The sequence below is a fragment of the uncultured Devosia sp. genome, assembly GCF_913055165.1.
In the GTDB taxonomy this organism is placed as follows: Bacteria; Pseudomonadota; Alphaproteobacteria; order Rhizobiales; family Devosiaceae; genus Devosia.
Genome location: NZ_CAJXJS010000022.1, coordinates 20,201 through 33,091, shown reverse-complemented (window position 1 = coordinate 33,091; position 12,891 = coordinate 20,201). Strand labels below are relative to the sequence as shown.

Sequence of the window (12,891 nt, the reverse complement as noted above, 5' to 3'; positions counted from 1 at the left end):
GCCCCCGAAAATGAACGATAGCTGAACGCGGGATGTCACTCGCTGGCAAATTCGGCAATCGGAGTCTGCTTGGCCAGTCGCACCATGCGCAGGGCGGCAAACCAGGCCAGGAGCGCGATGACCGCAGCCATGAGGAAGAGCGGCACGATGGCCGCCAATATTTCGCCCTGTTGGCTGGCCTGTGCGTAGCCCGCGGCATTGGCGGCGACGCCGGCCAGGGCAGCGCCCAGGGCGTTGCCCGCGGACTGGGTGGTTGGCAGCAAGGCCGAGGTCCGGTCGCGCTCGGCATCGCTCGTGGCTTCCATGATGGTGAGCATGATGTAGCCATTGGAAATGCCAAAGCCCATGCCTATTGCCAGCTGGCTGACGATCAAGACCGGTAACGAGCTGGTTTCCAGAGCAATCAGGACACCGAGCAGGCCCAGAGCAAGAAGAACCGGGCCCGTGCGGATCAAAATGCGCCGGGTGGAGCGGCGGCGGACATTGGCGACAGTTACGGAAGAGCCGCTCCAGCCGATGGCCATGATCGCCCCGATGGCGGCGGCCAGCGTTGGACCGTAACCCCAGAGCTGTTGCAGCAGCAGCACCAGGTAGACGGCTGTCGCAGCGCCAGCCACCGGCATCAGCAGGAACAGCCAAAGCCCGGACCCGACAGCAGTCCTGAGAGAAAAGGCATCGGGTGGCATTAACCGCTCAGCGCTGCGCCTGTCCAGCCAGACGGCGGCGACCAGAACAAGAGCGGCTCCAATCAAAAGGAGTGCCGCAGGGACCGGGGGCGCGATGGCGGCCAGCGCAACCAGCATCGTACCGGTGCCGATGACGGCCAGACGCAGCCCGGGGAAACCGGCGGTTTGGTTGGACCTTTGGCTGGCTGGCACCACCAGAAGGACCATGATGCCGAAGATCAGGACCAGCGGCACGTTGATGAGGAAGGCTGCGCGCCAGGAGATGAGCTCGGTCAGGGCCCCTGCCCCCGCAGGCCCGCCAAAGGCCGCGATGGCCCAGACCACGGCCTGCATGCCAAACACCTTCGGGACAAGGCGACTGGGGAAGAGCTCGGGGATCAAGGCGAAGCAAATGGCCGCGACGACACCTTCGCCAAAACCCTGAATTGCCCGTCCGACCAGCACCTGAGGCATGGCAGCAGCGCTGGCAGCGACCAGGGTACCGATGAGAAACACACCGGCCAATCCAAGCAGCGCCCAGCGCGACCCGATCCGTCGCTTGATGAGCGCGGCCGCAGCACCGCCAACAATGGCGAAGACGAGGTAGAGGGTGGTCGCCCAGGAAATGACTTCGACGCCACCCAGTTCGCGAACCGCCGATGGCAATGCCGTCGCGGACAGGAAGGCGTTGAACGCAAACAGCGAGACGCCCAGTGCAAGAATGGTGGTCACCGCCAGGTAGCGGGGCCCAAAAATTTCGGCCCAACGGCCCTCAACAAAGTCTGACATGACGTCAATCCAATTAAACAAGCGCAATCTTGTTTAATTGGATTGAGCCGTTTTGCAAGGGGATATTTGGTTCCCGTAGCGCCTGGTGCGCTGCCAGCTGTCCGCGGGCCCAAGACAGGATATCGCGGCTGGACATGGCCCCGGAGACCCGCCCGACCTCCTTGCCATCCTGAAACAGAAGCATGGTGGGAATGCCGCGTATCCCCAGGCGCGCCGACATGTCCTGGTTCTCGTCAGAATTGAGCTTGACGAACCGCAGGGCCGGTTGCGCTTCCTGTGCGGCCGCCTCGAACTGAGGCCCCATCACCCGGCATGGGCCGCACCACGGCGCCCAGACGTCTACCAAAACAGGCAGGGATGAGCGTTGGATCTGCCGGTCGAGATTCTGTCCGCTCACGTCAGGCGGCGTGGAAGTGAACAGGGGCTCCCCGCATTTGCCACATCGGGCGTCGAGCGGACTGCGGTCCTCGGGCGCCCGGTTGGTCGACCCGCAATGAGGGCATACGATATTGGTCATGCCGGTGAAGCTCCTCTCTCAATCGCCGTGACGCCGACGATGGCGGTCTCGTCCGCCCGTGTGGCAGACGGACCGGCGTTGTGCCGTGCGCCGCAAATGGCCTGCATGGCCTGGTGCTGGCTCAGATGGATACGCCCCTCCAAATGCCGGACGAAGTCGGTCTCCGAGAGGCGGTCCATTACCGGTCCCTTCACTTCGGAAAGATGGAGGCGAACGCCCATATCATCAAGATGGTGCCTGATCGCTTCCAGGCTCTCCAGCGCCGACATATCGATGGCATTGACCGCCGAACACATCAGCACGACGTCCGTCAGGCCAGGGTTTCGCGTGACCTGGTCCGTGACCAGATCCTCGAGGTAGCGGGCATTGGCGAAATAGAGGCTTTCATCGATGCGGATAGAGAGCACGCCGGGGATGGTCTCCACCTTGTGACGGTTGATATTGCGGAAGTGCTCGGTGCCCGGCACCTGCCCGACAATGGCCGCGTGAGGCCGCGACGAGCGGTAAAGGAAGATCAGGATGGACGCACCGACACCCAGAGCAATGCCGGTTTCCACGCCGAAGACCAATGTTCCCGCCAACGTAAACGCGACTGCAACAAAATCGGCCTTGGAGTAGGTCCAGGCCCGCTTGAGGATGGAAAAATCCACCAGCGTCAAGACGGCCACCACAATGGTCGCAGCCAGCGTTGCCTTGGGAAGCACGGCCAGGAATGGCGTGAGCAGGAGCGTTGCAAGCGCGATGCCGACTGCCGTGAAGGCGCCCGCGGCGGGGGTGGCCGCACCGGCATCGAAATTGACCACCGAGCGGGCGAAGCCACCGGTCACCGGATAGCCACCACCGAGGGCGGCCGCCATGTTGGAGGCCCCCAGCCCAATCAATTCCTGATCGGGCTTGATGCGCTCGCGGCGCCGGGCTGCGAGGGTCTGGGCCACCGAGATCGATTCCACGAAGCCGACGATGGAGATGATGATGGCCGGCACGGCCAGCGCCTGGATGGTATCAAGGTTGAAGCTGGGCAGTGACAGCAGCGGCAGGCCCTGCGGCACCTCGCCGACCAGCGACACGCCTTTGCCCTTGAGATCGAACAGGGCCGACCAGGCCATGGTCAGGAAGACGACCAGAACCGGTCCGGCCCGGACAATGATGGTCGCGACGGCCTTGGGCACGCCGAAACGCGCCAGCCAGTTCTTGAGGTCGTAGCGAATCCAGAGCAGCAGCCCGAGCGACACCGCGCCGACAGCCAGCGTGTACCAGTTGATGGAATTGATATGGGCCAAGATGGAGCCGATCAGCTCCGGCAGGGCGTGGCCCTCGGTCTTGATGCCGAGCAGGCCGCCCAACTGGCTGGTGGCGATGATGAGACCAGAGGCGGTGATGAAGCCGGAAATGACCGGGTGCGACAGGAAATTGGCGATGAACCCCAGCCGGAACAATCCCATGGCCATAAGGAACAGGCCCGAGAGCGCTGCCAGCACGATGGCCGCGCTGGCATAGTCAGCGGTTCCTTCGGCGGCCACCCGCCCCACGGCCGCCGCCGTCATCAGCGAGACCACGGCCACCGGCCCAACAGCCAATGCGCTCGACGTGCCGAAAATTGCGTAGGCAACCAGCGGCAATACAGAGGCATAGAGACCGACTTCGGGCGGCAAGCCGGCCAGCAAGGCATAGGCGAGCGACTGTGGGATCAGCATGATGGTGACAATCACCGCCGCGATCAGGTCGCTGGTCAAAGTCTGCCGGTTGTAGCGGCGGCCCCAGTCGAGAATGGGCAGGTAGGTCTTGAGGTTCATCGGACTACTTGTTGAGGCAAAGGGGCGCCCGTTCCCCATTGCGGGGAGCGGGCACGAACAGAAGGATCAGCGACCCAGCGTGGCATGAAGGCTGCCGGCGCGAGCGCCCGAGCGGCAATAGCCGAGCATGGGCTTGGGCATCTGCTCCCAGGCGTCGTGAAAGCGAATGATCTGGCCTTCGCCCAGACCACCGGACACGGGGATATGGACGATTTGGATGCCTTCCAGCTCGGCGGCGCGGGCCACCTCGTCAAAGCTCGGCTGGCCAAACTCTTCATTGTCGGGCCGGGCACAGACAATCGACTTGTAGCCGGCCTCGGACACGGCCTTGACCTGCTCGGGCGTGATCTGGCCGGTGACGGCGAAATTATTGTCGATCTTACGAACGTTCATCGTTTTGGTCCTTCGTTTGAAAAAGGAGAACATCTGGGATTTCCTTGGAATGGGCCCTCCCCCTACGATTGTCGCAGGGGGAGGAAACGCGCTGCAGATGGGGCACTACAGCCCGTTGACCGGAACCTTGAGGTAGGTCTTGCCGTCCTTGTCCTTGGGCGGAAGCTGCCCAGCCCGCATGTTGACCTGGAGAGACGGGATGATGAGCTTGGGCATGGCGAGCGTTGCGTCGCGCGCTTCGCGCATCTTGACGAAAGTGTCCTCGTCGGTGCCGTGGCCCACATGGATATTGTGGTCGATCTCGTCGCCCACCGTGGTTTCCCACTGGATGTCGCGGCCGTTCGGGCCATAGTCGTGGCACATGAACAGACGCGTTTCGCGCGGCAGGGTCAAAACCCGCTGGATGGAGCGGTAGAGCGTACGCGCATCGCCACCGGGGAAGTCGGCACGCGCCGATCCACCATCGGGCATGAACAGAGTGTCGCCTACAAAGGCAGCGTCACCCACCACATGGGTCATGCAGGCGGGCGTGTGGCCCGGCGTATGCATCACATAAGCGGTAAGGCCGCCGATCTGGTAGCTGTCACCGTCCTTGAACAGGCGATCGAACTGGCTGCCGTCGCGCTGAAACTCGGTGCCTTCGTTGAAGACCTTGCCGAATGTGTCCTGGACAATGGTGATGTTCTCGCCAATGCCCAGCTTGCCCCCCAACTTGCCCTGGATGTAAGGCGCGGCGGACAAGTGGTCGGCATGCACATGCGTTTCGATCAGCCATTCGAGCTTGAGATCGTGCTTCTGGATAAAGGCGATGATCTCGTCAGCGCCATCATAGGTGATGCGGCCTGCGGCATAATCGATATCCATGACGGAATCGATGACCGCACAGGACTGCGAGTTCGGGTCCTTGACCACATAAGAGATGGTGTTGGTCGGTTCATCGAAGAACGCGGTGACCTCTGGCTTGGTGCCGAGATCGGGCGTGAAAGGCAGAGTGGCCATGATGTGTTCCTTTCGTGAAAGGTCAAACGGTTTGAGTGGATCGCGCTTCGAGCGCGATACGGACGGTGCGTGCAGCGGCAATGCCGGCCAGCATCGACCCAACGAAAATCCAGGCAGAGCTTTCACCCAGGCCCAGGGCGGGGATCGCCCCACCAGGACAGAACCCGGAAATGCCCCAACCGATGCCAAAAACGGCAGAGCCGGCCAGCAGCGGGAGATCGATCTTCCGGCTCGTGGGCAGGTGAAAGCGCTTGTCGAACACCGGCGCCGCCCGCTTGAGGACGATGCGGTAGCCAATGGCGGCGACAGCCAGGGCACTGCCCATGACCAGCAAAAGGGACGCATCCCAGGTGCCAGCAACATCGAAGAAATTCAGCACCTTGGCCGGATTGGCCATGCCAGACAGAGCAATTCCCGAGCCGAAGACGAGGCCAACTACGCCTGCAAGAATGGTTCGCAGCATCACAGCCCCCCGACCAGGTGGCGGACGACAAAGACGGTCAACATCGAGGTTGCCATGAACATGGCCGTGGCAGCGATGGAGCGTGGCGACACGCGCGCCATTCCGCAGACGCCGTGACCGGACGTGCAGCCGGAGCTGAAATAGACACCGACACCGACGATCAGGCCGCCTATGATGATCCAGGGCGTCGCCACCGGGCTTGAATAGGCAATGGCCTGGTCGGATATGCCCATGATCAGCATGGGGGCCACAATTGCCCCCGCCACGAAGGCGGCCCGCCAGGCCCAGTCAGTCGATACCGGCGGCATCAGGCCGCTCAAAATGCCGGTCATACCGGCAATACGGCCGTGAAATGCCATGAGAAGGACGGCCGAAAGGCCAATCAGCGTGCCGCCAAGCAGCGACATCACCGGGGTAAATTCAGTCATTAGTGGGTTACCTTGCAGGTCGTCAGGCCAAAAAGGCTGTAAAGAGGACAGAAGCGCAGCAATGCAGTGACCACCAGCACCAGGCCGACAACCAGCGCGCCCCAAAAGGCCAGCGGGTTGGAGAAGACCGTGATACCGGGAATGAAAGGCAGAACCAGGAGGGCGAGGCCGAATACGAATCGAACCAGGCGATCGAGGGTACCAACATTGATGTGCATGGCAGTCTCCTGTGTTACGGGCTGTTCAAACGCATCCGCGTCTGATACGCATATTCGTATATAAGCACTTTCTAATATGATCAAGATGGAAATCGAAAAACTTGAGGCCAATGCCGAAGAGGCCACGCGCCTGCTCGATGCCATGAGCAACGCCAAGCGGTTGCTGATCCTGTGCAACCTGCTGGATAACGAACTGACCGTGACGGATTTGGTCGAGCGGGTGCATCTGGGCCAGTCGCCCCTGTCGCAGCATCTGGCCAAGCTGCGCGCGCTGGGCTTCGTCAAGGCTCGCCGGGATGGGCAGCAGATGTATTATTCGCTGGCCTCGAATGCGGTGCGGCAGGTTCTCGAGACGCTCTACGGCATCTATTGCGTGTCCGGAGAGGCCTGAGAGCCGAACGACTTTTTCGCCTTGTTCGCTTTTGGCGCACAATTACGCCCAAGGGCTGACTTGTGCGGCACGCCGGCTTGCCCTAGATATGGCAGCGCAGGTTTTCCTGCATTGTTCTCAGGGCGGGGTGAAATTCCCCACCGGCGGTAAAGGCAGCAATGCCAAGCCCGCGAGCGCTCCCGGTGATAGGGAGGTCAGCAGATCCGGTGTAATTCCGGAGCCGACGGTCATAGTCCGGATGAAAGAGAACGGGACCAAGCGCCTTTGCCGGCGCGCGTGGCTATTGAGCCGCGCCATTTTCGGCATGTCGCCTCCCGTAACCCTGAGGAAACTGGTTACGGAAAGGACGACAGATGAGCCAGATTTCCTCGACTTCCCAGAGCGCCGCCGCTGCGGGCGCAAGTTTCATGATGTTGGCCAGCCTGGTCTTTGCGGGAACCAATGTGCTGCAATCGGTGCTGCCGACCCCGGCCGAATGGGGCGGTTTCGGCATGAGTTCGACCGGCATGGCCTTCTGGCAATATGTCATTGCCTCGGTGCTGGCGCTGCCGCTGATCCTGCGGATCGGTCTTTCCAATCTCCGCACCTCTCGCCCGCTGGCCCATGAAGTGCGTGCCTTCGTTTCGGCGCTGGGCGTGCATGTCTTCGTCTATGGCTTCGCCTCGGGCGTGCCGATCTGGCAGATGGTGACACTACTGGCCACCGGCCCGCTGTTCATCATCCTGGGCTCGGCGCTGTTCCTTGGTGAACGCGTGTCGGCGGCGCGCCTGGCCGCGGCCATTGCCGGCTTCGTGGGTGCGATCATCGTTTCGGGCGTGGGCACTGAAAGCCTGGGCTGGCAGGCGCTGATTCCGATTACTGCGGCCGCTCTCTGGGCCGGCACGGACGTGCTGACCAAGCATCTGGCGCGCAAGGGCGAGAGCCCGGAAACGCTGACGATCTCCCTATTGGTGCTGATGACCCCGAACCATCTGGCGATCCTGCTGTTCGTCAACGCCTTTGCGGGCGTGCTGCCGATGGGCATGGCACCCGGTTTCCCGTTCGAGCTGCCGGCCGGCACTGGCCTCTGGCTCCTCCTGCTGCTGGGCGCGCTGACGGCGGTTGCCCAATACCTGCTGGCCTTCGCCTACAAGGTGGCCGACGCGACCTATCTGCAGCCTTTCGGCGACCTCAAGGTGCCACTGAGCGGCCTGGTCGGCTGGATTGCCCTGGGCCAGGTGCCTTCCCAGTGGTTCTGGCTCGGTGCAGCCCTTATCGTGGCGGCCTCGGCTTTCATCTATTGGGTGGAGAACCGCGCCGCTCCGACGACGCTTCAGCCGGCATAACCGGCGCGACAATAAAGGGCGGGGCGCTCATGGTCCCGCCCTTTTGCTTGCAGAGGCTTTCGATCTGTTCCAAGAATGGAATGCACGTTCCATGAGGAAGAGATGAGTCAAAGCCCTGCGCCCCGCGACTTCGACAGCCTGCGCACGGCCGTTCTGGAGAAGCGCAGCAGCCTGCCGAAGCGCCTGATGCAGGTGGCCAGTTACGCGCTCGAGCGGCCGGACGACATCGCCTTCGGGACGACGGCGAGCATCGCCCAGGCTGCCCAGGTGCAACCATCAACGCTGGTGCGGTTCGCGCAGCATTTCGGCTTCGAAGGCTTTTCGGGGCTGCAGCAATTGTTCCGGGACCGCCTGAAGGGGCGGAACGGGAGCTATGAAGAGCGGTTGCGCCAACTGGAAGAAGGCGGCACCGCCGACACCGAAGGCATTTCGATCCTGAACGGCTTCCTGGCGGCCGCGCACAATAGCCTGGATAATCTCGCCGATGCCGTTGATGCCGACAGACTGGAGCGGGCCATCTCGCTGTTGTCGAGGGCCAATACCATTTACCTGATCGCGCGCCGCCGGAGCTTCCCGATCGTGGCCTATATGAGCTACGCCTTTGGCAAGCTGAAGGTGCCGTGCCAGCTGGTCAGCACTGCCGTGGGCAATGACGACGACCTCTTATCCTTCGCGACGTCGGCGGATGCGGCGTTTACCGTCAGCTTCGCACCCTATGCCCCCGAGAGCATCGCGCAGGCCAATGCCTTGCGGGCGGCAGGCGTGCCCGTCATTGCGCTGACCGATTCCGCCCTGTCGCCAATGGTCGACAGCGCAGAGGTATGGTTTGAGCTGGTCGAGGCGGATCATGCGGGCTTTCGATCCTTGTCGGCGAGTTTTGCTTTCGCCATGGCCCTGACTGTCGGTGTGGCCGAACGGCGGCGACAGGGCTGACTCCCGCCGCGAACAAATTCTGCATAGAACATACATTCTATATTGAGAAATAATGGAACCTGTGTTTCGCTATGGGCACAATCGTCATGGAGTTGCCGCCGTGTCCCAAGCGCTCACCGCAAACACAGATCGACCGCTCGATGTCATCACTATCGGGCGCGCGTCGGTGGACCTTTACGGGCAGCAGATCGGCACCAGGCTCGAGGATGTTGGCAGCTTTGCCAAGTCGGTGGGCGGGTGTCCAACCAACATCGCGGTCGGTACGGCCCGGTTGGGCCTCAAATCGGCACTCATCACCCGGGTGGGTGATGAACAGATGGGGCGGTTCATTCGCGAGCAACTGGCACGCGAGGGCGTAGAGACGGCGGGAATCGTTACCGACCCGGACCGATTGACGGCGCTCGTGCTCCTGGCGGTCGAGAATGACAAATCCTTCCCGCTGATCTTCTATCGTGACAATTGCGCCGATGCGGCGCTGTGCGAAGACGATATCGACGAGACCTTCATCACATCGGCCAAGGCCATTCTGGTGACGGGCACGCATTTCGCCAAGCCAAACAGCGACAAGGCGCAACGCAAGGCCATGCGCATCGCTCGCGCCAATGGCAGCCAAGTGATCTTCGATATCGACTACCGGCCCAATCTCTGGGGGCTGGCAGGACACGACGCCGGGGATAGCCGCTATATCGCTTCGGACACCGTTTCAGAGCACCTCAAGACCGTCCTACCCGAATGCGACCTCATCGTGGGGACTGAAGAAGAGGTTCTGATCGCGGCTGGAGCCAGCGATCTTTACTCTGCGCTCAGGACGATCCGGTCCCTCTCCTCCGCCGTGATCGTCCTGAAGCGCGGGCCGATGGGCTGCATCGTTTATGACGGCGCCATTCCGGAAAACCTGGAAGACGGCATTGTCGGCAAGGGCTTCCCCATTGAGGTCTATAACGTGCTGGGGGCCGGCGACGCATTCATGAGCGGCTTCCTGCGCGGCTGGCTGCGCGGCGAGGACCATCAGACAAGCGCGACCTGGGCCAATGCCTGCGGCGCCTTTGCGGTGAGCCGGCTGCTCTGCGCGCCGGAAATCCCCACCTGGCCGGAGCTTCGGTATTTCCTTGAGCACGGCAGCCAGCAGAAGGCCTTGCGCAAGGATGAGGCCATCAATCACGTGCATTGGGCGACGACGCGGCGTCGCGACATTCCCAAGCTCATGGCTTTGGCCATTGATCATCGCAGCCAGCTTGAGGACATGGCGGGCGACAATGCCGAGAAACTGGCGCGTATCCCGGCATTCAAGGTGCTCGCTGTCCAGGCCGCCGCCCAGGTTGCGCAAGGTCGCGACGGTTTCGGCATGCTGCTGGACGACAAATATGGGCGCGATGCGCTCTATGCCGCGAGCGCGCTGCCCAATTTCTGGGTGGGCAAGCCGATCGAGCTACCGGGCTCCCGTCCGCTGCAGTTCGAGTTCACGCAGGATCTTGGCTCTCGGCTGGTGGACTGGCCGGTGGACCATTGCATCAAGGTGCTTTGCTTTTTCCACCCGGACGACGCCCAGGACCTGCGGGATGAACAGATTGCCAAGTTGCGCTCGGCCTTCGATGCGGCCCGCAAGATCGGGCGGGAATTGCTGGTCGAGATTATCGCCAGCAAACATGGCACATTGGGCGACGACACGGTAGCGCTGGCGCTGAACGAAATCTACGATGCCGGCATCAAGCCGGACTGGTGGAAGCTGGAGCCGCAGGCCAATGCGGCAGCCTGGGCGGCGGTCGACTCCGTGATCGATGCCCGCGACCCCTATTGCCGAGGGGTCGTGCTACTGGGCCTGGATGCGCCGCAAGCTGAGCTGGAGGCCGGCTTCCGGGCGGCGAAGACGGCGCGGACCGTGAAGGGATTTGCAGTCGGGCGGACGATCTTTGGCGATATCGCCCGCAACTGGCTGGACGAAAAGATCAAGGACGAAGAGGCTGTGGCCGAAATGGCGAGCCGTTTCGGAGCCCTGGTGAAAGAGTGGGAACAGGCATGAGCCAGAAGACAATCCGACTGACCATGGCGCAGGCCGTGGCGCGTTTCCTCAGCGCGCAAAAGACTGTGATCGCCGGCGAAACCGTGCCGATCTTCGGCGGCGTCTGGGCCATTTTCGGCCATGGCAATGTCGCAGGCGTCGGTGAAGCGCTGCACGGCATCAAGGACGCCCTGCCGACTTATCGGGGGCAGAACGAACAGAGCATGGCACATGCGGCCATAGCCTATGCCAAGGCCAATTTCAGGCGCCGTTTCATGGCGTGTACCAGCTCGATCGGGCCGGGTGCGCTCAACATGGTCACGGCGGCCGCGCTGGCTCATGTCAACCGCATCCCGGTGCTGTTGCTGCCCGGCGACGTGTTTGCCAATCGCCTGCCGGACCCGGTCTTGCAGCAGGTCGAGGACTTTGGCGACGGCACAATATCGGCCAATGATTGCTTCAAGCCGGTCAGCCGCTATTTCGACCGGATCACGCGCCCCGAGCAGATCATGCCGGCGCTACGCCGGGCCATGCAGGTGCTGACCGATCCGGCCGAATGCGGGCCGGTGACACTGAGCCTGTGCCAGGATGTTCAGGCCGAAGCCTATGACTATCCTGAGAGCTTCTTTGCCGAGAAGGTCTGGAACCCGCGCCGTATCCTGCCGGATGCCGACGAATTTGCCACGGCTGCAGCAGCGCTGAAGCTGGCGAAAAAGCCGGTGATCATCGCCGGGGGCGGCGTACTCTATTCCGAAGCAAGCGACAGCCTGGCGGCCTTTGCCGAAGAACACGGTATTCCAGTGATGGAAACCCAGGCGGGCAAGAGCGCCCTGCCCCATGATCATGAATTCAACATGGGTTCGGTCGGTGTCACCGGCACCTCGGCCGCCAATGCGCTGGCGGAAGAGGCCGACGTCGTATTGGCCGTGGGCACACGTCTGCAGGATTTCACCACCGGGTCCTGGGCCCTGTTCAAGAACGAGGACCTGAAGATCGTCGGGCTGAACGTGCAGGTGTTCGATGCGATGAAGCACAACGCCTTGCCCCTTGTGGCCGATGCGCGGGCGGGTCTCGAAGCGCTCGATGCGGCGCTAATGGGTTGGAAAGTTGATTCCGCCTGGACCAGCAAGGCCTTGCGGGAAAAGGAAGATTGGCTGGGCGCCGCAGATGCGGCGCTGGCAGCGTCCAACGTCGAACTCCCCTCGGACGCCCAGGTGATCGGGGCAGTGCAACGCGGCCGCAGCTCAGCCACGCTGGTCTGCGCTGCCGGCGGCCTGCCCGGCGAGCTGCACAAGCTTTGGCGGGCAGACCAGCCGGGCAGCTACCACCTCGAATACGGCTTTTCGACCATGGGCTACGAGATCGCCGCAGGGCTCGGCGTGGCCCTGGCGCGTCCCGATGGCGACACCGTGGTGATGGTTGGGGACGGCTCCTATCTGATGATGAATTCGGAGATCGTCAGCGCCGTGATGCTCGGTATCAAGCTCACCATCGTGGTGCTCGACAATTCCGGCTATGGCTGCATCAACCGGCTGCAGATGGCGACCGGTGGCGCCAACTTCAACAATCTGTTCCGCGATACGCGGCACGAAGCCATGCCCAATGTGGATTTTGCCGGGCATGCTGCTGCCATGGGCGCCAAGGCGAAGAAAGTCGCCTCGCTGGCCGAGCTGGAGGCCGCCTTGGCCGAGAGCGAGGGCGTGGGTGGCGTGCATGTCTTCGTGATCGATACCGACCCGCTGATCACCACCGATGCCGGTGGACATTGGTGGGATGTGGCCGTGCCGGAGGTTTCAGAGCGTCCGCAGGTCAATGCCGCACGCGAGGCCTATGTAAAGGCGCTGAAGGCGCAGCGGGCGGGGTAGTTTTCTTCTCCCCATTGGGGAGAAGGTGGCGCGCAGCGCCGGATGAGGGGGATGTCTGGTCGGCATTCGAACCCGTTATGAGGCCCCCTCACCGACTCGGCTTCGCCGAGCCA

13 protein-coding genes and 1 riboswitch are annotated in these 12,891 nt (G+C 62.5%); of the genes, 5 read left to right on the top strand and 8 right to left on the bottom strand.

Translation table 11 applies throughout. The features are described from left to right. Positions 1-35 precede the first annotated feature (35 nt). The 8 genes from QZ564_RS09345 to QZ564_RS09310 form a co-directional block, all read right to left on the bottom strand. A complete protein-coding gene (locus QZ564_RS09345; protein WP_297108313.1) occupies positions 36-1,454 on the bottom strand; it encodes an MFS transporter in 1,419 nt (472 codons plus the stop codon). 13 nt (positions 1,455-1,467) lie between these two features. Beyond that, positions 1,468-1,971 (bottom strand): thioredoxin TrxC, encoded by a 504-nt coding sequence (gene trxC / locus QZ564_RS09340; protein ID WP_297108310.1) that lies wholly within the window; start codon positions 1,969-1,971, stop codon positions 1,468-1,470. Then, complete coding sequence (sulP, locus tag QZ564_RS09335) at positions 1,968-3,764, bottom strand: sulfate permease (protein WP_297108307.1); 1,797 nt, start codon at positions 3,762-3,764, stop codon at positions 1,968-1,970. The genes trxC and sulP overlap by 4 nt, the downstream gene beginning before the upstream one ends. 66 nt (positions 3,765-3,830) lie before the next feature. Then, complete coding sequence (locus tag QZ564_RS09330) at positions 3,831-4,157, bottom strand: sulfur transferase domain-containing protein (RefSeq protein WP_297108304.1); 327 nt, start codon at positions 4,155-4,157, stop codon at positions 3,831-3,833. 105 nt (positions 4,158-4,262) lie between these two features. Then, positions 4,263-5,156 (bottom strand): MBL fold metallo-hydrolase, encoded by an 894-nt coding sequence (locus tag QZ564_RS09325; RefSeq protein ID WP_297108301.1) that lies wholly within the window; start codon positions 5,154-5,156, stop codon positions 4,263-4,265. Between the two features lie 22 nt (positions 5,157-5,178). After that, positions 5,179-5,619, bottom strand: coding sequence for a DUF6691 family protein (locus QZ564_RS09320; protein WP_297108298.1), 441 nt, complete (start codon positions 5,617-5,619; stop codon positions 5,179-5,181). Next, positions 5,619-6,047 (bottom strand): YeeE/YedE thiosulfate transporter family protein, encoded by a 429-nt coding sequence (locus tag QZ564_RS09315; RefSeq protein WP_297108295.1) that lies wholly within the window; start codon positions 6,045-6,047, stop codon positions 5,619-5,621. The genes QZ564_RS09320 and QZ564_RS09315 overlap by 1 nt, the downstream gene beginning before the upstream one ends. Further along, on the bottom strand, positions 6,047-6,265 hold the full coding sequence (locus QZ564_RS09310; RefSeq protein WP_297108292.1) for a DUF2892 domain-containing protein: 219 nt from the start codon (positions 6,263-6,265) through the stop codon (positions 6,047-6,049). The genes QZ564_RS09315 and QZ564_RS09310 overlap by 1 nt, the downstream gene beginning before the upstream one ends. A 76-nt stretch (positions 6,266-6,341) precedes the next feature. Between QZ564_RS09310 and QZ564_RS09305 the strand changes: the two genes are divergently transcribed. From QZ564_RS09305 to iolD, 5 genes are all read left to right on the top strand, one after another. Beyond that, positions 6,342-6,656, top strand: coding sequence for a metalloregulator ArsR/SmtB family transcription factor (locus QZ564_RS09305; RefSeq protein WP_297108289.1), 315 nt, complete (start codon positions 6,342-6,344; stop codon positions 6,654-6,656). Positions 6,657-6,765: 109 nt separating this feature from the next. After that, a riboswitch (FMN riboswitch) is annotated at positions 6,766-6,910 on the top strand. A gap of 99 nt (positions 6,911-7,009) precedes the next feature. Beyond that, on the top strand, positions 7,010-7,981 hold the full coding sequence (locus QZ564_RS09300; RefSeq protein ID WP_297108286.1) for a DMT family transporter: 972 nt from the start codon (positions 7,010-7,012) through the stop codon (positions 7,979-7,981). 102 nt (positions 7,982-8,083) lie between these two features. Next, the gene (locus QZ564_RS09295) at positions 8,084-8,914 is read left to right on the top strand and encodes a MurR/RpiR family transcriptional regulator (RefSeq protein ID WP_297108281.1); all 831 of its coding nucleotides are present in this window, start codon (positions 8,084-8,086) and stop codon (positions 8,912-8,914) included. A gap of 100 nt (positions 8,915-9,014) precedes the next feature. Then, positions 9,015-10,934 carry a 5-dehydro-2-deoxygluconokinase gene (gene iolC / locus QZ564_RS09290; protein ID WP_297108278.1) on the top strand — a complete coding sequence of 640 codons (1,920 nt, stop codon included), beginning with the start codon at positions 9,015-9,017 and terminating at the stop codon, positions 10,932-10,934. Next, positions 10,931-12,778: a 3D-(3,5/4)-trihydroxycyclohexane-1,2-dione acylhydrolase (decyclizing) gene (iolD, locus tag QZ564_RS09285; protein WP_297108275.1), complete on the top strand. Its 1,848-nt coding sequence runs from the start codon at positions 10,931-10,933 to the stop codon at positions 12,776-12,778. The genes iolC and iolD overlap by 4 nt, the downstream gene beginning before the upstream one ends. Positions 12,779-12,891: the final 113 nt, after the last annotated feature.

Excerpts from the sequence above, each read along its gene's own strand:
- QZ564_RS09345 (WP_297108313.1), bottom strand. The coding sequence starts at position 1,454 with ATGTCAGACTTTGTTGAGGGCCGTTGGGCCGAAATTTTTGGGCCCCGC.
- trxC (WP_297108310.1), bottom strand. The coding sequence starts at position 1,971 with ATGACCAATATCGTATGCCCTCATTGCGGGTCGACCAACCGGGCGCCC.
- sulP (WP_297108307.1), bottom strand. The coding sequence starts at position 3,764 with ATGAACCTCAAGACCTACCTGCCCATTCTCGACTGGGGCCGCCGCTAC.
- QZ564_RS09330 (WP_297108304.1), bottom strand. The coding sequence starts at position 4,157 with ATGAACGTTCGTAAGATCGACAATAATTTCGCCGTCACCGGCCAGATC.
- QZ564_RS09325 (WP_297108301.1), bottom strand. The coding sequence starts at position 5,156 with ATGGCCACTCTGCCTTTCACGCCCGATCTCGGCACCAAGCCAGAGGTC.
- QZ564_RS09320 (WP_297108298.1), bottom strand. The coding sequence starts at position 5,619 with ATGCTGCGAACCATTCTTGCAGGCGTAGTTGGCCTCGTCTTCGGCTCG.
- QZ564_RS09315 (WP_297108295.1), bottom strand. The coding sequence starts at position 6,047 with ATGACTGAATTTACCCCGGTGATGTCGCTGCTTGGCGGCACGCTGATT.
- QZ564_RS09310 (WP_297108292.1), bottom strand. The coding sequence starts at position 6,265 with ATGCACATCAATGTTGGTACCCTCGATCGCCTGGTTCGATTCGTATTC.
- QZ564_RS09305 (WP_297108289.1), top strand. The coding sequence starts at position 6,342 with ATGATCAAGATGGAAATCGAAAAACTTGAGGCCAATGCCGAAGAGGCC.
- QZ564_RS09300 (WP_297108286.1), top strand. The coding sequence starts at position 7,010 with ATGAGCCAGATTTCCTCGACTTCCCAGAGCGCCGCCGCTGCGGGCGCA.
- QZ564_RS09295 (WP_297108281.1), top strand. The coding sequence starts at position 8,084 with ATGAGTCAAAGCCCTGCGCCCCGCGACTTCGACAGCCTGCGCACGGCC.
- iolD (WP_297108275.1), top strand. The coding sequence starts at position 10,931 with ATGAGCCAGAAGACAATCCGACTGACCATGGCGCAGGCCGTGGCGCGT.